17 protein-coding genes, 1 tRNA gene and 1 pseudogene are annotated in these 20,874 nt (G+C 73.1%); 17 read left to right on the top strand and 2 right to left on the bottom strand.

Going from position 1 to position 20,874, the window contains the following annotated elements; genetic code table 11:
- The first annotated feature begins 9 nt into the window (after positions 1-9).
- From AB0K34_RS14890 to AB0K34_RS14920, 7 genes and pseudogenes are all read left to right on the top strand, one after another.
- Entirely contained in the window at positions 10-780 is a 771-nt protein-coding gene (locus AB0K34_RS14890; RefSeq protein WP_364548783.1) for an SDR family oxidoreductase, read from the top strand.
- Between the two features lie 2 nt (positions 781-782).
- Positions 783-2,441: a CocE/NonD family hydrolase gene (locus AB0K34_RS14895; RefSeq protein WP_364548786.1), complete on the top strand. Its 1,659-nt coding sequence runs from the start codon at positions 783-785 to the stop codon at positions 2,439-2,441.
- Positions 2,438-3,256 (top strand): alpha/beta hydrolase, encoded by an 819-nt coding sequence (locus AB0K34_RS14900; protein WP_364548789.1) that lies wholly within the window; start codon positions 2,438-2,440, stop codon positions 3,254-3,256. The genes AB0K34_RS14895 and AB0K34_RS14900 overlap by 4 nt, the downstream gene beginning before the upstream one ends.
- A gap of 1 nt (position 3,257) precedes the next feature.
- On the top strand, positions 3,258-4,052 hold the full coding sequence (locus AB0K34_RS14905; protein ID WP_364548792.1) for an enoyl-CoA hydratase/isomerase family protein: 795 nt from the start codon (positions 3,258-3,260) through the stop codon (positions 4,050-4,052).
- Positions 4,049-4,801: an SDR family oxidoreductase gene (locus tag AB0K34_RS14910; protein ID WP_364548795.1), complete on the top strand. Its 753-nt coding sequence runs from the start codon at positions 4,049-4,051 to the stop codon at positions 4,799-4,801. The genes AB0K34_RS14905 and AB0K34_RS14910 overlap by 4 nt, the downstream gene beginning before the upstream one ends.
- A pseudogene (locus AB0K34_RS14915) lies at positions 4,732-4,943 on the top strand (hypothetical protein); the annotation flags it as partial. The gene AB0K34_RS14910 and the pseudogene AB0K34_RS14915, both read left to right, overlap by 70 nt.
- Complete coding sequence (locus AB0K34_RS14920; protein WP_338072569.1) at positions 4,878-5,087, top strand: DUF664 domain-containing protein; 210 nt, start codon at positions 4,878-4,880, stop codon at positions 5,085-5,087. The pseudogene AB0K34_RS14915 and the gene AB0K34_RS14920, both read left to right, overlap by 66 nt.
- A gap of 85 nt (positions 5,088-5,172) precedes the next feature.
- On the opposite strand, the gene AB0K34_RS14925 is transcribed toward AB0K34_RS14920, so the two are convergent.
- Positions 5,173-5,258, bottom strand: a tRNA-Leu gene (locus AB0K34_RS14925).
- 110 nt (positions 5,259-5,368) lie between these two features.
- Here AB0K34_RS14925 and AB0K34_RS14930 point away from each other — a divergent pair.
- From AB0K34_RS14930 to AB0K34_RS14940, 3 genes are all read left to right on the top strand, one after another.
- Positions 5,369-6,688 carry a M20/M25/M40 family metallo-hydrolase gene (locus AB0K34_RS14930; RefSeq protein WP_301174908.1) on the top strand — a complete coding sequence of 440 codons (1,320 nt, stop codon included), beginning with the start codon at positions 5,369-5,371 and terminating at the stop codon, positions 6,686-6,688.
- A 79-nt stretch (positions 6,689-6,767) separates the two neighbouring features.
- A complete protein-coding gene (locus AB0K34_RS14935; RefSeq protein ID WP_364548798.1) occupies positions 6,768-7,460 on the top strand; it encodes a hypothetical protein in 693 nt (230 codons plus the stop codon).
- 143 nt (positions 7,461-7,603) lie between these two features.
- The gene (locus AB0K34_RS14940) at positions 7,604-9,811 is read left to right on the top strand and encodes a chaplin family protein (RefSeq protein WP_364548800.1); all 2,208 of its coding nucleotides are present in this window, start codon (positions 7,604-7,606) and stop codon (positions 9,809-9,811) included.
- A 112-nt stretch (positions 9,812-9,923) separates the two neighbouring features.
- Here AB0K34_RS14940 and AB0K34_RS14945 read toward each other — a convergent pair whose 3' ends face one another.
- Positions 9,924-10,109 (bottom strand): DUF5703 family protein, encoded by a 186-nt coding sequence (locus tag AB0K34_RS14945; RefSeq protein WP_021596264.1) that lies wholly within the window; start codon positions 10,107-10,109, stop codon positions 9,924-9,926.
- A gap of 233 nt (positions 10,110-10,342) precedes the next feature.
- On the opposite strand from AB0K34_RS14945, the gene topA reads away from it, so the two are divergent.
- The 7 genes from topA (at position 10,343) to AB0K34_RS14980 (ending at position 20,833) form a co-directional block, all read left to right on the top strand.
- On the top strand, positions 10,343-13,039 hold the full coding sequence (topA, locus tag AB0K34_RS14950; RefSeq protein WP_364548802.1) for a type I DNA topoisomerase: 2,697 nt from the start codon (positions 10,343-10,345) through the stop codon (positions 13,037-13,039).
- 28 nt (positions 13,040-13,067) lie between these two features.
- Positions 13,068-15,134, top strand: a complete 2,067-nt coding sequence (gene tmk / locus AB0K34_RS14955) for a dTMP kinase (protein WP_364548805.1) — start codon at positions 13,068-13,070, stop codon at positions 15,132-15,134.
- Positions 15,135-15,161: 27 nt separating this feature from the next.
- The gene (locus AB0K34_RS14960; protein ID WP_364548808.1) at positions 15,162-16,301 is read left to right on the top strand and encodes a DNA polymerase III subunit delta'; all 1,140 of its coding nucleotides are present in this window, start codon (positions 15,162-15,164) and stop codon (positions 16,299-16,301) included.
- Between the two features lie 229 nt (positions 16,302-16,530).
- Positions 16,531-18,123, top strand: a complete 1,593-nt coding sequence (locus AB0K34_RS14965; RefSeq protein WP_364548810.1) for a S8 family serine peptidase — start codon at positions 16,531-16,533, stop codon at positions 18,121-18,123.
- Between the two features lie 154 nt (positions 18,124-18,277).
- On the top strand, positions 18,278-18,757 hold the full coding sequence (locus AB0K34_RS14970; RefSeq protein WP_138636558.1) for a low molecular weight protein-tyrosine-phosphatase: 480 nt from the start codon (positions 18,278-18,280) through the stop codon (positions 18,755-18,757).
- Positions 18,758-19,600, top strand: coding sequence for a fructosamine kinase family protein (locus tag AB0K34_RS14975; protein ID WP_301174906.1), 843 nt, complete (start codon positions 18,758-18,760; stop codon positions 19,598-19,600). It begins immediately after the preceding gene.
- Between the two features lie 237 nt (positions 19,601-19,837).
- Entirely contained in the window at positions 19,838-20,833 is a 996-nt protein-coding gene (locus AB0K34_RS14980; protein ID WP_138640468.1) for a hypothetical protein, read from the top strand.
- Positions 20,834-20,874: the final 41 nt, after the last annotated feature.

The following is a 20,874-nucleotide window of genomic DNA, read 5'->3' on the forward strand; positions in this document are numbered from 1 at the left end:
GAGAAACGCATGACCATGACGGACGGCGACGTCTTCGGCCGCCTCGACGGCCGGGTCGTCCTGATCACCGGCGCGGCGAGCGGCATCGGAGCCGCCTCGATGAGACTCTTCCGGGCCGTGGGCGCGGAGGTCGTCGGCGTGGACCTGACGCCGGGGGAGGGGATCGTCCAGGCGGACGTCTCCGACCCGGCCCAGGTCGCCGAGGTCGTCGAGACGGTGGTCGCCCGGCACGGCCGGCTCGACGTCGTCCACGGCAACGCCGGCGTCAACGTCCCCGGGCGCCCGCACAGCCTCACCGACGCCGACTACCGCAAGGTGATGGGGGTGTGCTGCGACGCCAACTTCTACCTGGTGCGCTCCGCCGTCGGGCACATGCGCGCCGAGGGCGGCGTGTTCGTGTTCACGTCCTCGATGTGCGGGGTGGCGGCGACACCGCGTTCCCCCGTCTACAACATGGCCAAGCACGCCCTCATCGGGCTGGCCCAGTCGGTGGCCGTCGACTACGGCGCGCAGGGCATCCGCGCGGTGGCGCTGGTCACGGGCCCGACGCACACCGGGATGGTGGACGAGCTGTGGCCGCCCGGCCCGCTGCGCGACTCCCTCACCGCGACGACGTCCGCCGGACGGCTCGCCGCCCCCGAGGAGCAGGCCCGCGCCGCCGTGTTCGCGGCACTGCCCGGCAGTTCGTTCCTCACCGGCTGCGCCCTGACCGTGGACGGCGGCGCGACCGCCGGATGGAACGAGATGGCCCGCACGATGCTCACCCTCAAGGCGGTGTGACGATGGAACTGGGGCGCATCGAAGGCGGCGTCGAAACCCCGATGCGGGACGGCGTGCTGCTGCGCGGCGACCTGTGGCGGCCCCCGTCCCCGGCCCCGGCCGTGATCTTCAGGACGCCGTACGGCCGGCGGCAGATCAGCTCCGACGCCCTGCACCCCCAGCACTGCCTCACCGGCGGGTTCGCCGCCCTGGTGCAGGACACCCGCGGCCGGTTCGAATCCGGCGGCGAGTGGCAGGCCGTCATGTGGGAGCAGGAGGCCGAGGACACCTTCGACACCGTCGAATGGGCGGCGGCGCAGCCCTGGTGCGACGGCAACGTGTTCCTCGCGGGCACGTCCTACCTCGGCATCGTCGCCTGGCTCGGCGCGGCGCTGCGGCCGCCGCACCTGCGGGGCATCGCCCCGGCCATGACGACCGGCGCCGCGGCCGACGCCCGCGACACCGGCGGCGCGCTCCGGCTCGACCACCTGGTCGGATGGCTGGCCTACATGGCCGCCGACTGGCTGGGCCGGCAGGGGCCGGACGCCGACCCGGCGCTCGCCGCGAAGGTCGCGGCCCTGATCCACGACCCGGAGCGGGCGATGCGGCGGCTGCCGCTCGCCGGCATGCCGGAACTGGACCTGCCCGGATTCCCGATCCGCATCGGCGACCTGCTGGACGGCCGGGTCAGGGCCCTGCCCGACTGGGACCACGCGGCCGTGGAGGTGCCGGTCCTGTCGGTGACGGGCTGGTACGACGTGTACGCCACCGCGACCGTCCGCGGCCACCTGGAGATGCGGCGGCTGCGCCCGGACCTGCGGCACGAGCTGATCGTCGGGCCCTGGGCGCACACCGGCGCCCTCACCCACCTGCAGGGCGAGGTGAACTTCGGCGTCGCGGCCTCGGCTGCCGCCGCCCGGCTCCCCGCCCGGCACCTGGACTTCTTCCGCCGCTGCCTGGACGGGCCGGGCGAATCCGACCCCGTCCTCTACTTCATGATGGGCGCGGACGAATGGCGCACCGCCGAGCGGTGGCCCCCGGCCGACGCCACCGGCCACGCCCTTTACCTGACCGGCCCCGCGGTCGCCGGTGGAACGCCCGGCAGGCTGACCGCCGTGCCCGACCCGGCGGAACCCGACGGCTACGTCCACGACCCGGCCGACCCGGTCCCGAGCCGCGGCGGGCGCGTCCTGCACCTCGGCCGGCTCGCCCCCGGGCCGCTGGACCTCGGCCGGATCGCCGCGAGACCCGACGTCCTGCTCTACCTCGGCGACGCGCTCGACGAGGACACCGACGTCACCGGCCGGGTCCGGCTGCGGCTCACCTTCGCGACCGACGCCGCGGACGCCGACGTGATGGCCCGCCTGGTGGACCGGCTACCGGACGGACGGCTCCTGCCGGTCTGCGAAGGAGTCGTCCGGCTGAGCCACCGCGACGGCCCGGGCACCACCGTGCCGCGCGGAGAACCCGTCCAACTGGAGATCGACCTCGGGTACACGGCCCAGCGCTTCCGGGCGGGCCACAGCATCGGCCTGCTGCTGTCCAGCAGCAACTTCCCGCACTTCGACCGCAATCAGGGTGGCGGAGAGCCGGTCGCCACGGCCGGGGCGGGCACACCGTCCAGCCAGAGCGTCCACTACGGCGCGTCGGTGCTCCTCCTGGGCGACGAGGCGGAGCCGTGACGCTGCGGCACCGGACCGTCCAGCGCACCGGCTGCGAGATCCACTACTGGACCGGCGGCTCGGGTGACGGACCCCCGATCGTGTTCACCCACGGCGCCACCCTCGACCACCGCACGTGGGAACCGCAGATCGAGAGGTTCGCCGCCCGCCACCGGATCCTCCTGTGGGACGTCCGGGGACACGGCCGCTCCATTCCCAACCGGACTCCCTGGTCCCTGGACGCGGCCACGGAGGACCTGCTCGCGATCCTCGACGGGGAGGGCATCGAGCGGACCGTCCTCGTCGGCCAGTCGATGGGCGGCAACCTCTCCCAGGAGATCGTCTACCACCACCCCGGCAGGGTCTCGGCTCTGGTCGCGCTGGGCTGCGCCGGGAACACCCTGCCGCTGTCGCGCCGGGAACGGCTCCAGGCCGCGGCGGTCGTCCGCATGCTGCCCTGGTACCCGCGCAAGGCCCTGATCCGCCAGGAGGCCAAGGCGTCCGCACGGGATCCGCGCGTCCGGGAGTACGTGCTCGACACGGCGAGCCGGATGGCGCACGCGGACATGGTCGCGGTCATGGCGAGCCTGGTCGGCGCCCTCCACCCCGAGCCCGGCTACCGGATCGACGTACCCGAACTGCTGCTGCACGGCGAACACGACCGGCTCGGCAACTTCCGCACCGCCATGCCCGCCTGGGCGCGCCGCGACCCGCTGGCTCGATACCTCGTCGTCCCCGACTCCGCCCACCTGGCCAACCAGGACAACCCCGCCTTCTTCAATGACGCCGTGCTGCGCTTCCTCACCGAGCACGGACTCGACTCACCCAAGGACTGACATGACGATGTGGACCCGGGAGGATGGCGACGGCGTCGCCGTCCTCACCTACCGCAACCCGCCGCGCAACTTCCTCACCTTCGCCGCGCTCGAAGAACTGGACGCGGAGCTCGCCCGGCTGGAGACCGACCCGGACATCGGCGTCGTGATGCTCACCGGCGGCGTCCCCGGCTACTTCATCGCCCACGCGGACCTGGACGAACTCGCCGAGCTGTCCCGGGGGCCGGTGCCGCGCGCCAGGATCTGGTACACCGCGATGCGGCGCATCGAGCGCCTCCCGCAGCCGGTGATCGCCGCGATCGACGGCCAGGCGTGGGGCGGCGGCCTCGAACTGTCCCTGGCGTGCACGCTGCGCTGGGCCTCGGCCGGCGCCCACTTCAGCCTTCTGGAGACCGCGCTCGGCATCATTCCCGGCGCGGGCGGCACCCAGCGCCTGGCCAGGCTGATCGGCCCCGGCCGGGCCGCCGACGTCGTCCTTTCCGGTGACGTCCTCACCGCCGAGCAGGCCAGGACGGCCGGAATCGTCGAGCGGGTCCTCCCCATCCCTGCCTTCCAGACGGAGGCGCTGCGACTGGCGCGCCACATGGCGTCCCGTCCCGCCGCCGCGCTCGCCGCGGCGAAACGCGCCCTGGTCGAGGGGACCCGGCTGCCGCTCACCGACGGTCTCCGCCTGGAGGCCGGGCTCTTCGCGGAGCGCCTCGCGAGCCCCGAGTCCGCGGACCTCCAGCGGGACGCGCGGCGCCGCTACGCCGAGGCGGCCGACGGCGACCGCGTCACGTTCGGAGAACGCCGATGAAGACCGCCGCCATCACCGGCGCCGGCCGCGGCATCGGCCGCGCCGCCGCCCTGGCGCTCGCCCGCGACGGCTACGCCGTGGCGGTCGGCTACCACCGGAACGCCGCGTCCGCCAACGGGGTCGTCGATGAGATCCACCGCAACGGCGGACACGCCGCCGCCTTCGCGCTGGACGTCGCGGACCAGGACCAATGCACGGAGTTCGTGCGCGCCGCGAGCGAACGCCTCGGCCCCGTGCGCGCCGTCGTCTCCAACGCCACGGGCTTCGGCGCGACCTCGCCGGCACTGGGAAAGGCCCTCGACACGCCTTGGCACACCTATGAGCAGATGTTCGCCACCCGCGTCGGCTCCCTCCTCGCCCTGGTGGCGGCGGCGCGCCCCCACCTGGCCGACGGGGGCCGCGTCGTCACGACCGTGAGCACCGGAACGAGCCGGCACGTCCCCGGCTACGCCGCGATCGCCGCCGCCATGGCCGCGGCCGAGTCCGTCGTCCGCTACCTCTCGGTGGAACTGGGCCGCGACGGCATCACGGTCAACCTCGTGAGCGGGGGCGTCATCGCCACCGACGCCCTGCACGACATCAGCCCCGACCCGGAACGCCTCCTGTCCGCCGCCGCCCGCGCCACCCCCCTCGGCCGCGCGGGCACCCCGGAAGACCTCGCCGGCGTCATCTCGTTCCTATGCGGCGACAAGGCCGCCTGGATCACGGGCCGCTCACTCATAGCCGACGGAGGCAACTCCCTCCGCTGACGCCGTGCCCCGCACTCCTCGACGGCCCGGGCACCGACGTCACGGACGCTCGTGAACTCCTCCTCGGCTACCTGGAGTGGTACCGCGAGGCCCTGATGCGGAAGATCTCCGGCCTGCCCGACGCACTGCTCCGCACGCCGGTCGAGCCGCTGGGCTGGTCACCGCTAGGACTGGTCCAGCACCTCGGCCGGCTCGAACGCCGCTGGATGCGCTCCAGGAGTACGCCCGCCACGCCGGCCACCTGGACATAGCCCGAGAGTTGATCGACGGCGAAACAGGCGAGTAACGCCCCTTGGGATGCCCTACCGTCCCCAGAAACACGAAGTGGAGGCCCGAGAGATTCCGGAACCCCCACATGCGCGGTCAGTATGTGTCCGAGGGGGGACTTGAACCCCCATGCCCCGTAAAGGGCACTAGCACCTCAAGCTAGCGCGTCTGCCTATTCCGCCACCCGGACCTGGTGTGCAGGCCGCAGCGGGGCTGCGGCGGGCTTCACTGTACCAAAGGAGACGAGTCGCGGCGAAGTCGATCGGCGGGCACCATGGGACGGGTACGCGAGGACGCGAGGTGATCACTGTGGTTCGGCAGCCGACCGCTGAGGACGAGGTCGTCCGGCTCTGCCAGGAGCTGATCCGGATCGACACCAGCAACCCGGGCGATCATTCGGGGCCGGGGGAGCGGGTGGCGGCGGAGTACGTCGCGGAGAAGCTCGAGGAGGTCGGCCTGGAGGCGCGGATCTTCGAGTCGCATCCGGGGCGGGCGAGCGTCGTGGCGCGGGTCGAGGGGGAGGATCCCGGGCGGGACGCGCTGCTGCTGCACGGGCATCTCGACGTGGTGCCGGCCCGCCGGGAGGACTGGACGCGGGACCCGTTCGGCGGCGAGATCGCCGACGGGTGCGTCTGGGGGCGCGGCGCCGTCGACATGAAGGACATGGACGCGATGATCCTCGCGGTGGTGCGGCAGCGCCTGCGGGAGGGGCGCAGGCCGCCCAGGGACGTCGTGCTGGCCTTCCTGGCCGACGAGGAGGCCGGCGGGACGTGGGGTGCGCAGTGGCTGGTGCGGGAGCATCCGGAGTTGTTCGAGGGGTGCACGGAGGCCGTGGGGGAGGTCGGCGGGTTCAGCCTGACGGTGCCCGGGGACCGGCGCATGTATCTGATCGAGACGGCGGAGAAGGGCATCGCGTGGATGAACCTGACCGCGCGGGGCACGGCCGGGCACGGGTCGATGGTGCATCCGGACAACGCGGTCACGGCGGTGGCGGCGGCGGTCGCGCGGCTGGGGTCGCACGAGTTCCCGGTGCGGCTCACGAAGTCCGTGCGGGCCTTCCTGGAGCGGGCGTGCATGGCGTACGGGGTGGAATTCGATCCGGAACGTCCGGAAAAGTGCCTTGATGAGATCGGGCCGCTGGCGCGGATGATCGGCGCGACGCTCCGCAATACGCTCAATCCGACGCGGCTGGACGCCGGGTACAAGACGAATGTCATTCCGCAGAGCGCCACGGCTCAGGTCGACGGGCGCTTTCTGCCCGGGCACGAGGAAGAGTTCTTCGCGGTCGTGGACGAACTTCTCGGACCGGACGTGCAGCGCGATTTCGTCCACCATGACCAGGCGGTCGAGACCGACTACGAGGGGGCGCTCGTCGCGGCCATGGAGGCGGCCCTGACCTCGGAGGACCCGGGCGCGCTGCCGGTGCCGTACTGCCTGAGCGGCGGGACGGACGCCAAGTCGTTCGCGCGGCTCGGCATGCGCTGCTTCGGCTTCGCGCCGCTGAAATTGCCCCCAGAGTTGGACTTTTCCGGAATGTTCCATGGGGTCGACGAGCGCGTTCCGGTGGACGGGCTCCGCTTCGGCGCCAGGGTCCTCGACAAATTCCTTGATCGCTCCTGAATTTGCCAACGCCAATGCGTTCCGTGGTGCTAACGTCACTCTTCGTTGAGGGTGGTTCGGGTGCAACGGAGGGTGTTCGGTGGCAGGGGACGCGGCACGGGTCGGGGCGGTCTCCGTCCGGCTGCGCCGCGTCCCCACCGGACGGGCCGTCCGGCGGCTGCTCGTCCTCGGCGGGCTGCTGATCGCGGGCTGGCTGCTCGGATGCGCGGCACAGTCCGCGCACGCCGACGAGCTCCCGCCACCGGCGGCGCACCTCGTCGCCAAGGCCCCCGTGCTGGAGCGGGCGGCCGCGATCGTCCACGAGCACGAGCCGGTGAAACGGGCCGTGGCGCCCGTGACCGCGGACGTGCCGCCGGCGGCGGCCCCGGAGCTCCCGCCCCCGGTGCGGCAGGCACCGGTCCGGCCGGGCGTGCGGCGCCTCGATGTGGTGCGGTCGAGCACCTCGGCCGCCCGGGTGGCGACGCGCCCACGGCCTGACGTGCACCTGCCCGCGTGGGGCCACCGCGCTCCCGCCGTCTCAAAAGTCGCGCACACACGGCCCGCCGTCGCGCAGGCGCCCCGGCACGCCGTCCAGCACCCGGCACCGCCCGCCCCCGAGCGGCACGGCGATCACTCGGACGCGGCCGGCATTGGCGGCGGCGTGACCGCAGGCTGCCCCGACACCGTCACCTGGGTTCCGCCCCCGCCGCGCGCGCCGCTCGCGCGCGTCTCCGGCGCGCTTCCCCCGGCCGTCCGCACCGCCGCGGACGAGCCGTCCTTCGCGCCCGACTGACCCCTGTTCACAGGCTCCGGACGCGTGCCCGTGCGGCTCGGGCGCGCCGGTCCGGTCATCCGCCGCGCCCCCGGCGCGGCATGTCATCCCCCACGAGACCCACGGCACACGTGCGTCTCCACACATCCCCTGAACGGAGCATCATGCGAACGCGGGCAAAGGGCACATCGCGTGCCGCGGTGCTCGCCGCGGGCTTTGTCGCCCTCGGCGTCACCGTCCTCCCGTCCCACGCCTTCGCCGACGTCACGAGCGGCGACGGCGGGATCCTGAGCGGCAACCAGATCGATGCGCCGGTCTCCGCGCCGGTCGACGTCAGCGGCAACAACGTCGCCGTGGCCGGCATCGGCGACGCCACGTCCCACGGTGGCGCCAAGGTCCACAAGCGGCACGCGGACGGGCAGCGAACGTCCGGCGCGCACGGCATCGCGTCCGGCAACCAGGTCAACGCTCCCATCTCAGCGCCGGTGAACGTCTGCGGCAACAGCGCCGCGGTCGTCGGCACGGCGGACGGCGGCTGCAAGGGCGGCGCCAAGGTCAACGGCGGCGGCGCCCACGGCGGGCAGACCACCGACGGGTCGGGCGGCGTCCTCGCGGGCAACCAGCTGAACGCGCCGATCTCCGCACCCGTCAACGTGTGCGGCAACGCCGTCGCGGTCGCCGGGAACGCGGTGGCCGGCTGCGAGGGCGGCGCGCACGTCAAGAACGGCGGACACGCGGGCTCCGGGCAGGAGACGTCCGGCGTCGCCGGAGTCGGCAGCGGAAACCAGGGCAACGTTCCGATCAGCGCGCCCGTGGACGCCTGCGGCAACACGGTCGGCAACGGCGCCGCGTCCTGCGCGGGCGGGGCGTCCGTCCACGGCGGCGGCCACTACGGGGCGGGCCACCAGATCACCGACGGCGCCTCCGGGGTCCTGTCCGGGAACCAGGAGAACTCGCCGATCAGCGTCCCCGTGAACGCCTGCGGCAACGCGGCGGCCGTGGTCGGACACGCCTGGGCGTTCTGCGAGGGCGGGGCCCACGCGACCCCCGCGACCGGCGGCCACCAGCACACGTCCGGGACGGGCGGCGTCCTCGCCGGAAACCAGGCGCACGCCCCGACCAAGGCCCCCGCGGACGCCTGCGGCAACACCGCCGCGCTCGTCGGCATCGCGTCCGCCCAATGCCAGGACGGCAACGGCGGGTACCCCGGCTATTCCTCGTCGCCCCGCCCGCTCGACCTCCTGCCCGGGACCGGGAGCCACCCCGTCCTCCCCAGGGTCGCGAGCGACCTTCCTTCTGTGACCGACCTGCCGGGCCAGGCGAACGTCCTTAGTTCCTACAGCCGTGCCCAGGGCGGCACCACCCCCTCACCGGCCACCCTGCTCGACATGGCCGGAACGCCCAGCGCCAACAACCTGCTCCAGCCGCGCGAACTGCCCCAGACCTTGGGACGCCCGGCGGCGGACGGTCAGCGCACCAAGAACGGCCTGCCCGGCACGGAGGGCCTCCTTGGGGCGATCGGGCTGACCCAGGTCAGTGACCTGGTGGTGCCGGTGGCGGCCGGGCAGCGTGCGCAGGGCGGCGTGCCGGGCGCGGAGGAGCTGCTCGCGGCGAACGGGCTGAGCCAGGTCAACGGCCTGGTTCTGCCGGCTGCTGGGCAGCGGGCACAGGGCGGTGTGCCGGGTGCGGAGGACCTGCCTGGGGTGAACGGGTTGGCCCAGGTCAACGATCTGGTGGTGCCGGTGGCGGCTGGGCACCGGACGCAAGGTGGTCTGCCGGGTACGGACGGTGTTCCAGTGAACGGTGAGCTGACCGAGGTGGGTGATCTCGTCCAGGCGGGCGGGCTGCCTGGGGTGTCGGTGGTGGGCGCGCGGCGGGCCGAGGTGCCCGGCGCGGACGGGCTGCTGCCGGTGGACGCTCCCCTCGGGACGCTCGGGACGCTCGGACGGCCCGGGCTGAGCGGCGGACTGCCCAGCATGGGCTTCTCCAAGCTGGTCAAGCCGCAGGACGAGCGGGCGGAGGCCGTGCGGCCGGGGCTGCTCGACGTCGTCCTCCGGCAGGATCCGCTGGCCGCGGTGACCGGGCTCGTGACGGTCAACCCGCCGGTGCCGCCCGCCGGGGCGGGCGGCGGTGCCGTCCAGCAGCGGGCGGGCGCGGGGCAGGAGGGGCCGGTCGCGGTCTCCGTGCTCGACACGCGGGCCCTGCAGGACGGTACGGGTGAGCTCGGGGCCGTGCGGAACGTCGCGGCGGACGGGCCGATCATCGAGGACGGTGCCGGGTCGCTGTGGGCGCTCGGCGCGAGCGCGGTGCTGGGCGCCGTCGCCGGGGTGCTGGCGCTGGCGCGCCGGATGCTGCCGGGCGGGCGCCGCTGACCTGCGCGCACAGATCTTCGCCCGTCCCGGAGGCGCGGTCCGGGGCGGGCGAAGCCATGTTTTCGGGCAACGGTGCGTCAACGGAGTGCTACGCTCCGCCGAGGGCGGTCGGTCAGAAGGTGCGGACGGCGCGGATGACCTTGCGGCGAAGTTGAATACGGCGGCGGCCGTCCGGGTAGAGGCGCAACCGATCGATTTCCCAGCCGCCGCGTTCTGCGTGCTCGGTCAGGATCTGCCGGGCGGTATCCCGCGTGGTGCCGCGCGGCAGTGAGAGGACGAGGTAGGTGTACTCCGCCATTGCGACCATTATTACTTGGTCTACCGTGCGTCCGGCACCCTACGGTGGGGCGTCCCGGTCCGCGCGGCGTCCGGCGGCATGTCATCCTGTCGGAGGCGCGGGGCTAGTGCACCGCAGGGGCGGCACGATGGTCGGGGAGCGCGCGGGCATGAACGCGCCGTCCTGCGACGTTGTATGAAGCCGGTAAGAAAGAGCCTGTGTTAGAGGACCAAGACAGCGAGGTTGGAGCGACTGTGCCAGCCAAGAACGGCACCGCGAGCAGTGGCCGGGGGAACGGCGCGGGGACGCGCCTGGTGATCGTCGAGTCGCCGGCGAAGGCGAAGACGATCGCGGGGTACCTGGGCCGCGGCTACATCGTGGAGTCCAGTATCGGCCACATCCGGGACCTGCCCGGGAGCGCCTCGGAGGTGCCGGCCAAGTACAAGGGCGAGCCGTGGGCGAAGCTCGGCGTGAACGTCGAGCGCGAGTTCGAGCCGCTGTACGTGGTCAACTCCGACAAGCGGCAGCAGGTCCAGAAGCTGAAGAAGCTGCTGGCCGAGGCCGACGAGCTCTACCTCGCGACGGACGAGGACCGGGAGGGCGAGGCGATCGCCTGGCACCTCCAGGAGGTCCTGAAGCCGAAGGTGCCGGTGCACCGGATGGTCTTCAACGAGATCACCAAGGACGCGATCCAGCGCGCCGCCGCGAACCCGCGCGAGCTGAACATGCCGCTGGTGGACGCGCAGGAGACGCGCCGCGTCCTGGACCGCCTCTACGGGTACGAGGTCAGCCCCGTCCTGTGGAAGAAGGTCATGCCGAAGCTGTCGGCGGGCCGGGTGCAGTCGGTGGCGACGCGGCTGGTGGTCGAGCGGGAGCGGGAGCGGATCGCGTTCGTCCCCGCCCACTACTGGGACATCGCGGGCCAGTTCGACACCGGCAAGGACGAGGAGCCGAAGGTCTTCAAGGCCGGGCTCGTCAGCGTCGACGGCAAGCGGGTTGCGCAGGGCCGCGACTTCGCGTCCGACGGCACCCTGAAGACGCGGGACGCGCTGCACCTGGACGAGACCGCGGCGCGCGCGCTGGCGGAGCGGCTGCGCGGCAGGCCGTACGAGGTCAAGTCCGTCGAGCGCAAGCCGTACACGCGCAAGCCGTACCCCCCGTTCCGGACGACGACCCTCCAGCAGGAGGCCAGCCGGAAGCTGAACTTCTCCGCGAAGTACACGATGTCGGTGGCGCAGAAGCTGTACGAGAACGGCTTCATCACCTACATGCGAACCGACTCGATCACCCTGTCGGAGACGGCGATCACGGCGGCCCGGCGGCAGGCCGCGTCGCTGTTCGGCGGCGAGTACGTGCCGGACAAGCCGCGCGTCTACGCGTCCAAGGTCAAGAACGCGCAGGAGGCGCACGAGGCGATCCGCCCGGCGGGCGACACGTTCCGCACCCCGGCGGAGACGGGCCTGAGCGGCGACCAGTTCCGGCTGTACGAGCTGATCTGGAAGCGGACGATCGCGTCCCAGATGAAGGACGCGGCGGGCCAGTCGGTGTCGATCCGGGTGACCGGGCTGTCGACCGAGAACGAGCGCGCGGAGTTCGGCGCGACCGGTAAGACGATCACGTTCCACGGGTTCCTGAAGGCGTACGTGGAGAGCGCGGACGACCCGTCCACCGACCGGGACGACCAGGAGCGGCGGCTGCCGAACCTGGCGGAGGGCGACGCGCTGACCGCGAACGCGGTGGACGCCGAGGGCCACTCGACGCGCCCGCCGGCCCGCTACACCGAGGCCAGCCTGGTCAAGGAGCTGGAGGAGCGGGAGATCGGGCGGCCGTCGACGTACGCCTCGATCATCGGGACGATCCTGGCCCGCGAGTACGTGTTCAAGAAGGGCACGGCGCTGGTCCCGTCGTTCCTGGCGTTCGCCGTGACGAACCTGCTGGAGCAGCACTTCGGCAACCTGGTCGACTACGACTTCACCGCGCACATGGAGGACGGCCTCGACGAGATCGCGCGCGGCGACGCCGAGCGGGTCCCGTGGCTGAACCGGTTCTACTACGGCGACAACGGCGAGGAGGGCCTGCGGGAGCTGGTCGGTGACATCGGCGACATCGACGCCAAGGGCATCAGCTCGTTCCCGATCAAAGGCACCGACATCGTGGTGCGGGTCGGCCGGTACGGCTCCTACCTGGACCGGGACGGCGAGCGGGTCAACATCCCCGACGACATCGCGCCGGACGAGCTGACCGCCGAGAAGGCGGAGGAACTGCTCGCGCAGCCGTCCGGCGACCGGGAGCTCGGCACCGATCCGGCGACGGGGCACACGATCGTCGCGAAGTCGGGCCGGTTCGGCCCGTACGTCACGGAGATCCTGCCGGAGCCGGCGCCGCCCGCCGAGGGCGAGAAGAAGAAGCGGACGAAGAAGGCGGACGCCCCCAAGCCGCGCACCGGGTCGCTGTTCAAGTCGATGTCGCTGGACACGATCACCCTGGACGACGCGCTGAAGCTGCTGTCGCTGCCGCGCACGCTGGGCGAGCTGGACGGCGAGCCGGTGACCGCGCAGAACGGCCGGTTCGGCCCCTACATCAAGCGGGGGACGGACAGCCGGTCGCTCGGCTCCGAGGAGGAGCTGTTCACCGTCACGCTGGAGCAGGCGAAGGAGCTGTTCGCCCAGCCGAAGCAGCGCGGCCGCCGGGCGGCCGCCGCGGCGCCGCTGCGCGAGCTGGGCAAGGACCCGGCGAGCGAGAAGCCGGTGGTGGTGAAGGAGGGGCGGTTCGGCCCGTACGTGACCGACGGCGAGACGAACGCGAGCCTCCGCAAGGGGGACGAGGTGGAGTCGATCACGATCCAGCGGGCGGCGGAGCTGCTCGCGGAGCGCCGCGAGAAGGTCGCCGCGGGCGGCGGCAAGAAGAAGGCGGCGCCCCGCCGCCGAACCTCCGCGAAGTCCGGCTCCTAGGGACATCTACGCCGATACCCTGACCGACATGACCAGAACGGGCGCACCCCGGCCGCACCCCGCCGCGTCACAGCCGCCGGGCGTTTCGTCGCTTCCGCCGATCGGGCCGTTCCGGCGGCTCCGGACCGCGCTGTCGCTGTCCAGCCTCGCGCAGTGGCTCAGTGTCCCCGCACTGACCGCCATGGCCGCGCTGCTGACCCGCGACGACGACGTGTCCGTCCAGGCGCAGGCGGTCGGCGGCACGCTGGTGCTGATGCTGCTGCCGGCGGTGCTGCTCGCGCCGCTCGGCGGGATGCTCGCCGCGCGCGTCGACCGCCGCCTCATGCTGCTGATCGCGGACGTGCTGCGGCTGGTCGTCGTCGTGACGGTGCCGCTCGTCGGCATGCTCGCGTGGACGCTCGCCGCGGCGTTCCTCGTGTCGTGCCTGAGCCTGCTGTGGGTCGCGGCGGCGCGCGCTTCGCTGTCCGCCGCGCTGCCGGACGAGGAGCAGCCCCGCGCCGCCCGCGCCGCGACCCGCGTGAACTACGGCCCGGCGCCGGTCGCCGCCGTGCTGTTCGCCGTCCTCGCGCTGATCGCGGACGGGACGTTCGGCCGCGATTCGCGCGCCGACCTCGCGCTCTACGTGACGGCCGGGGTGTTCGCCGTCGCGACCGCCGCGGTCGCGCTGATCCGGGAGATCCCGGTCACGGCGATGCACCCGGTCCCGGCGCCGCTGAAGCTGCTGTTCCAGGGCCCCGGGACGGCCGCAGCGCGCGGGCTCGGGCTCGCGGTCGCCGGGGCGTCCCTGACGGCGGGCGCGGTCGTGGCCGTCGCCCGCGTCCACACGGACGCGCTCGGCGGAGGGAACGCCGGGTACGGCACCGTCCTCGCCGGGCTGGCGGTCGGGCTCGGGTTCGGGGCGTTCCTCGGGCCGCGCGTCCTGGTGCCGTTCAGCCGCCGTCGGCTGCTCGGGCTCGCGCTGATCGCCGCCGCGCTGACGCTGGTGGTGCTCGCGCTCGTCCAGAACCTCGTCGTCGTGGTGTTCCTGGCGGCGTTCCTCGGGGTGTTCGCCGGGGCCGCATGGTCGACGGCCGCGGGCGCGGTGACCGACCCCGACGCCCCGGAGGACGCCCGCCCCACCGCCTACCTGCGCTCCGTGGCGCTCGTCGCCGTGCTGGTCGCGTTCGTCGCGGTCCCGCTGATCGCGGGGGCGCTGGGCGAGCACCGGATCGATCTCGGCGGCGGCGTCTACGACTTCACCGGCTCCGGCGGCGGGCTGCTGGTCGCGGCGGTCGTGGCGCTGGTCGCCGCGCTCCCGGCGTACCGGCGGCTGGACGACCGGCGCGGCATCCCGCTGGTCCCCGACCTGCGCGCCGCCCTGCGCGGCGAGATCTACACGCCGCCGCAGCAGGCCCCCGACGCGCCGCAGCCCGCGCACCGCGAACGCGGCGTGTTCATCGCGTTCGAGGGCGGTGAGGGCGCCGGCAAGACCACCCAGTCGCGGCTCGCCGCGATCTGGCTCCGCGACCACGGCTACGACGTCGTCACCACGCACGAGCCCGGCGCCACCAAGATCGGCATGCGGCTGCGCGCGATGCTGCTCGACCGCGACACGACCGGCCTGTCCGACCGCGCCGAGACGCTGCTGTACGCGGCCGACCGCGCCGACCACGTGGCCAACGTGATCAAGCCGGCGGTGGAGCGCGGCGCGATCGTCGTCACCGACCGGTACGTCGACTCGTCCCTCGCCTACCAGGGGTTCGGGCGGCAGCAGGCGGTCGAGGACATCGTGCGCGTCAACGCCTGGGCGACCGGCGGCCTCGTCCCGGACCTGACCGTCCTGCTGGAGATCCCGCCGGAGGCGGGGCTGCGCCGGCTGCCCGCGCCCGCCGACCGCATCGAGTCCGAGCCGCAGGACTTCCACGAGCGCGTCCGCGCCGGGTTCCGCGCGCTCGCCGAGGCCGACCCCGACCGGTACCTGATCCTGGACGCGAGCCGCCCGCAGGGCGAGCTGAGCCGGGAGATCCAGTACCGCATCCGGGAGATCCTCCCCGACCCCGTCCCGGCGGGCACGGAGGACGCCACGAGCACCTTCCCGGCCATCCGCGACTTCTGATCCGCCCGGCCGGTTAGCCTCTATCCCATGAGCGTGTGGGATGACCTGGTCGGGCAGGAGCCCGTCGTCGCGCAGCTGTCGTCGGCCGCGGAGGGCACGAGCGGCCTGGCGCACGCGTGGCTGTTCACCGGGCCTCCCGGGGCGGGGCGGTCGGCGGCGGCGCGGGCGTTCGCGGCGGCGCTGCAGTGCGAGGAGGCGCCGCGCGGCTGCGGGCACTGCGCGTCCTGCCACCAGGTGCTCCAGGGCACGCACGCGGACGTGGAGGTCGTCCGGCCGCAGGGCCTGTCGTACGGGGTGAAGGAGGCGCGCGCGCTGGTGCTGCGGGCGTCGTCGTCCCCGACGGGCGGGCGCTGGCAGGTCGTGCTGTTCGAGGACGCCGACCGGGCGACGGAGGCGGCGGCGAACGCGCTGCTGAAGGCGATCGAGGAGCCCCCGGCCCGGACGGTGTGGCTGCTGTGCACGCCGTCCCCGGACGACCTGCTGGTGACGATCAGGTCGCGGTGCCGGCTGGTGACGTTGCGGACGCCGCCGATCAGCGCCGTCGCGGACGTCCTCGCCCTGCGCGACGGCGTCGACCGGGAGACGGCGGACGTCGTGGCGCGGGCCGCGCAGGGGCACATCAGCCGGGCGCGGCGGCTCGCGACCGACCCGCAGGCGCGGCGGCGGCGGGCCGAGGTGCTGGCGGTGCCGCGCCGGCTGTCGTCGGTGGGCCCGGCCGTGGCGGCGGCGGAGTCGCTGGTCGCGGCGGCGAAGGCGGAGGCGAAGGCGCGGACGGAGGAGCTGAACGAGTCGGAGACGTCCGCGCTGCGGCAGGCCCTCGGGGAGAGCGCGAAGGGCCGGATGCCGCGGGGCACGGCCGGCGCGCTGAAGGAGTTGGAGGCCCGGCAGAAGTCGCGCGCGACCCGGCTGGAGCGCGACGCCCTCGACCGGACGCTGCTCGACCTCGCGTCGTACTACCGGGACGTCCTGACGCTGCAGCTCGGGGCGGGCACGGAGCTGGTCAACACCGAGCTCGGGCCGGAGCTGCGGACGGCCGCGGCGCAGGGCCGTCCCGAGGACACGCTGAAGCGCCTCGACGCGATCATGGCGTGCCGGGAGCGGCTGGAGGCGAACGTCAACCCGCTGCTGGCCGTGGAGGCGCTCACGCTGGCGCTCCGCACCGGATGATGACGTCTTACAAGGAATCTCCCTTTTCGTTACATAAACGTACGCAACTCTCAACAGCCGCACGCGTACCTTCGCCTGGTTTACCCCCAATCACCCGGGCTAGCTCCCCACGGCCAGGAGGTCAGCTTTGCGGCGAGCCTTGATTTCCGCCGCGTGCGCCGTCGCCACCATGGCGGCTCTCGCGGTCCCAGCGTCAGCGGAACCCACACCAGCGCAGGCGAAGGGTGAGGTGTCGGAGTACGTCGTCCTCTACAAGGAACGCGTATCCCCCGGACAGGCCCACCAGGCGGTGCGGGCGGCCGGCGGCAAGATCGTCCACGAGAACCGCGATGTGGGCGTCGCGACGGTCCGGTCCGACAACCCCGAGTTCATCCGCGCGGTGATGCGCCAGCGCGCCCTGGAGGGCGTCGCGCACAACCGGATCATCGGGCAGGCCCCGAAGGCCAAGAAGGCGGCCCCGAAGGTCGAGCGGATGACCGGCACCAAGAGCACGGTGTCGCTGAAGGGCGCCCCGTCCAAGGACGCCGAGCCGCTCGCGGACCTGCAGTGGGACATGAAGCAGATCCACGCGACGGCTGACGGCTCGTACAAGAAGGAGCCGGGCGACAAGCGCGTGCTCGTCGGCGTCCTCGACACCGGTGTGGACGGCGACCACCCGGACATCAAGCCGAACTTCAACCGCCAGCTGAGCCGCAACTTCACCACCGACATCCCGACGGACGCCAACGGCAACGAGGTCGACGGCCCCTGCGAGTTCAAGTCGTGCGTCGACCCCAACGACTGGGACGACAACGACCACGGCACGCACGTCGCGTCCACGATCGCCTCGCCCCGCAACGGGCTCGGCATGGCGGGCGTCGCGCCGAACGTGTCGATCGTGAACCTGCGCGTCGGCCAGGACTCCGGCTACTTCTTCCTGCAGCCGACCGTCGACGGCCTCACCTACGCGGCCAAGCACGGCATCGACGTGGTCAACATGTCGTACTACATCGACCCGTGGCTGTGGAACTGCGGCAACAACCCCGCCGACAGCCCCGAGGACCAGCTCGAGCAGCGCACCATCATCAAGGCCGCGCAGCGCGCCCTGGACTTCGCGCATGACCGCGGCGTCACGCTGATCTCGGCGGCGGGCAACGACCTCGTCGACTACACGAAGACCAACAAGGACGACTCCAGCCCCGACTTCCCGTCCACGCCGGGCGAGGAGCCGCACGACCGGACGGTCCCGGCGAGCTGCGTGTCGATGCCGTCCGAGGGCGAGCACGTCATCCCGGTCTCGGCGACCGGCCCGTCCACCCGCAAGTCGTACTACAGCAGCTTCGGCAACGGGTACGTCGCCGTGGCGGCGCCCGGCGGCGACAAGGTCGACAACGCCGAGCAGCGTCCGGACGACAAGGGCGGCATCTGGGCCGCCTACCCCGAGCGGCTCGCGAAGGAGCGCGGCGAGCTGAACGCGGACGGCACGCCGAAGGTGCCGTACATCATCCGCAGCTGCAAGGGCGACGACTGCGCCTACTACCAGTCGATCCAGGGCACCTCGATGGCGTCGCCGCACGCCGTCGGCGTCGCCGCGCTCATCGTCAGCCGGTACGGGCACCGGGACACCCGGAACGGCGGCCTGACGCTGAGCCCGAACACGGTCGAGCGCGTGCTGCGCGGCACGGCGACCGCCAAGGAATGCCCGAGCCCGCGGACCGTCGAGTACGTCTGGTACACCTCGGCGGGCAAGCAGACCTCGACGCAGACCTGTGAGGGCTCGAAGGAGCAGAACGGGTTCTTCGGCAACGGCATCGTGGACGCGCTGAACGCCGTCCGCAGCTGACGCCGCCGCTCGACCCACCCCAGGACGCGACCCCCGGCCCCCCGGCCGGGGGTCGTGTTCTGTCCGGGGGCGGCTCACCCCCGGTCGTGCTGGGCGTTCCGGGGGTGGACACCGTCATCGTTGAAAGGCGCTGACCTCGGGCATGATGGGGGTCATGCCGTACCGCGTCACGTTCGTTTGCACGGGTAACATCTGCCGCTCTCCGATGGCCGAGTGGGTCCTGCGCCACCACGTCGAGCAGGAGGGCCTGGACGTCGAGGTCGACAGCTCCGGCACCGGCAGCTGGCATGTGGGCGACGGGGCCGACGAGCGGACGGTCGCGACGCTGGAGCGCGCCGGCTACCGGTCGGCGCACGTCGCGCGGCAGTTCGAGCCGTCCTGGTTCGGCCGGTACGACCTGATCCTGGCGCTGGACGAGGGGCACCTGCGGGCGCTGCGCTCGATGGCGCCGGACGAGGAGGCGCGCGGCAAGACCAGGCTGCTGCGCGAGTTCGACCCGGACGCGGCCGGCGACCTGGACGTCCCCGACCCGTACTACGGGAGGCCCGCCGACTTCGACCTGGTCATGGAGCAGGTCGAGGCGGCGATGCCCGGCCTCCTGGAGGAGATCCGCGCCGCGCTCAAGGAGCGCTGAGTGCGGGCCCGGCTGGAGCGCCTCCTCGGCACGGGGGTCGCGGACGTGCGCGGCCTCGGCTCCAGCCACTCCTGGACGCTGCACCGGGCGTCCCTCGCCGACGGCCGCGAGGTGTTCGTGAAGGCCGCCGCCGACCGGGCCGGGGTGTTCGCGGCGGAGGCGGCGGGGCTCCGGTGGCTGGGCGAGGCGGGGCCGGGGACGCCCGTCCCGGAGGTGCTCGCGGCGGACGACCGCATGCTCGTCCTGCCGTGGCTGCCGTCGGCGTCGCCGTCCCGCGAGGCCGCCGAGCGGCTCGGCCGCGAGCTGGCCGCCCTGCACACCGGGAACCGCCCGGACGCCTACGGCGCGCCCTGGGACGGCTTCATCGCCGACCTCCCGCTCGACAACACCCCGGACGGCGACGGCTGGCCGCGCTGGTACGCCGAGCGCCGCCTGGAGCCGTTCCTCCGCCTCGGCGCCCGGCACCTGTCGGACGACGACGTCCGGCTGATCGAGCGCGTGATGGCGGAGATCGAGGAGCTGGCCGGGCCGCCGGAGCCGCCGAGCCGGATCCACGGCGACCTGTGGTCCGGGAACGTCCAGTGGACGGACGGCCGCGCGCTGCTCATCGACCCGGCCGCCCACGGCGGGCACCGGGAGACCGACCTCGCGATGATGGCGCTCTTCGGGACGCCGCACCTCGACACGGTCCTGGCCGCCTACGACGAGGCGGCGCCGCTCGCGGACGGCTGGCGCGCCCGCGTCCCGCTGCACCAGCTGCATCCGCTGCTCGTCCATGTGGCGCTGTTCGGCGGCTCGTACCGGGCGTCGCTCGTGGACGCCGCACGCGCGTCTCTCGGCTGAGTAAGAGAGAACTCTCTGTAACCGTGTTGGCCATGCTGGTTACGCTTCGTGATGACGTTGCTCCGGAGAGGTGAGAGGAGGTCCGCCGCGCCCGCGCCGTCGTCCTGTAGTGCCTCACGCTCCGGCACCGCCGCGCGCCCGGCGTTGTGCGTCGATGTGGTAACTCCCGCTTCATGGGTTTTTGTATGCCCGTAGATGAGATAGAAACGACGCGGTAACCCATGCGTGGAGAGGCAGGTGCACGGCGTACCCATGGACGACGGCAGGCGCGACGACTCGGGGATGCGGCTCGGCTCATGGAAGAGCCTGGCTCCGCTCGCCGCGGCCGCGGCCGCGGCGCTGTTCATCGGCGGCGGTGTCGACCTGGTGCACAACCGCCAGGACGCCCCGGACGAGGAGCGCGAGGCCAAGCCCGCCGCCGCCGCGAAGGCCGACCGGAACGACCCCCGCTTCGTCGTCGGCGTCACCGCGGAGGGGACGGCGCTGCTCGTCCGCGACGTGCGCACCGGCGCGAACGTGGGCCTGCCGGTGGCTCCGCCGCCGGGCCGCGTCTTCCACCGCGTCGCCGCCGCGAAGGACGGCTCGTACATCGTCGCGTCCTACGGCGACCGCACCGTCACCTTCCAGCGCCTCCACCTGAACGACGACGGGCACCCGCACGACCTGAAGGACATCCCGAAGGCGACCGTCCCCGGCACCTCCACCGCCTGGTCGGACATCGCCGTCTCCGGCGACCACGTCGCCTACGTCACCTACACGGGCAAGCGGAGCCGCGTGACGGTGCTGTCCCTGAGCAGCGGCACCAGCAAGACCTGGACGACGAAGTCGCCTGGGCGCGTCGACAGCCTCTCCTGGTCCGGCACCGGACTGTCCTTCGTCTGGACGCCCGTCGGCTCCGCCAAGAGCCAGCTCCGCATGCTCGACACCAAGGGCGCCGACGGCAACCTGAAGGTCAGCAAGGCCGTCATGACGCTGCCCAAGGGCAGCTCCAACGCCGTCGTCCACGGCAAGACCATCGTCGCCGGGACGGTCGCGAAGTCGCAGCTGACCGTCCAGTCGTTCACCCTGGCGGGCAAGCCGGTGAAGGTGCTGTGGCGGCAGAAGGTGGCGGGCCCGCTGACCGACATCGACCCGGCCGTCCCCGGCGGGACGATCATGGTCACCGCCGGCGACCTGTACGTGCTGGGCAGCCCCGCCGTCCCCGCGAAGGACCTCGCCGACGCCACCTGGTGAGCCGCGGCGCCGTCCGCTGAGCCGGCGCCATCTGGTGACGC

The organism is Actinomadura sp. NPDC049382 (assembly GCF_040677125.1).
In the GTDB taxonomy this organism is placed as follows: Bacteria; Actinomycetota; Actinomycetes; order Streptosporangiales; family Streptosporangiaceae; genus Spirillospora; species Spirillospora geliboluensis.

What these genes read in the sequence shown, in the direction of transcription:
- AB0K34_RS14890 (WP_364548783.1), top strand. Translation starts at nt 10, where the DNA reads ATGACCATGACGGACGGCGACGTCTTCGGCCGCCTCGACGGCCGGGTC.
- AB0K34_RS14895 (WP_364548786.1), top strand. Translation starts at nt 783, where the DNA reads ATGGAACTGGGGCGCATCGAAGGCGGCGTCGAAACCCCGATGCGGGAC.
- AB0K34_RS14905 (WP_364548792.1), top strand. Translation starts at nt 3,258, where the DNA reads ATGACGATGTGGACCCGGGAGGATGGCGACGGCGTCGCCGTCCTCACC.
- AB0K34_RS14910 (WP_364548795.1), top strand. Translation starts at nt 4,049, where the DNA reads ATGAAGACCGCCGCCATCACCGGCGCCGGCCGCGGCATCGGCCGCGCC.
- AB0K34_RS14940 (WP_364548800.1), top strand. Translation starts at nt 7,604, where the DNA reads ATGCGAACGCGGGCAAAGGGCACATCGCGTGCCGCGGTGCTCGCCGCG.
- AB0K34_RS14945 (WP_021596264.1), bottom strand. Translation starts at nt 10,109, where the DNA reads ATGGCGGAGTACACCTACCTCGTCCTCTCACTGCCGCGCGGCACCACG.
- tmk (WP_364548805.1), top strand. Translation starts at nt 13,068, where the DNA reads ATGACCAGAACGGGCGCACCCCGGCCGCACCCCGCCGCGTCACAGCCG.
- AB0K34_RS14960 (WP_364548808.1), top strand. Translation starts at nt 15,162, where the DNA reads ATGAGCGTGTGGGATGACCTGGTCGGGCAGGAGCCCGTCGTCGCGCAG.
- AB0K34_RS14970 (WP_138636558.1), top strand. Translation starts at nt 18,278, where the DNA reads ATGCCGTACCGCGTCACGTTCGTTTGCACGGGTAACATCTGCCGCTCT.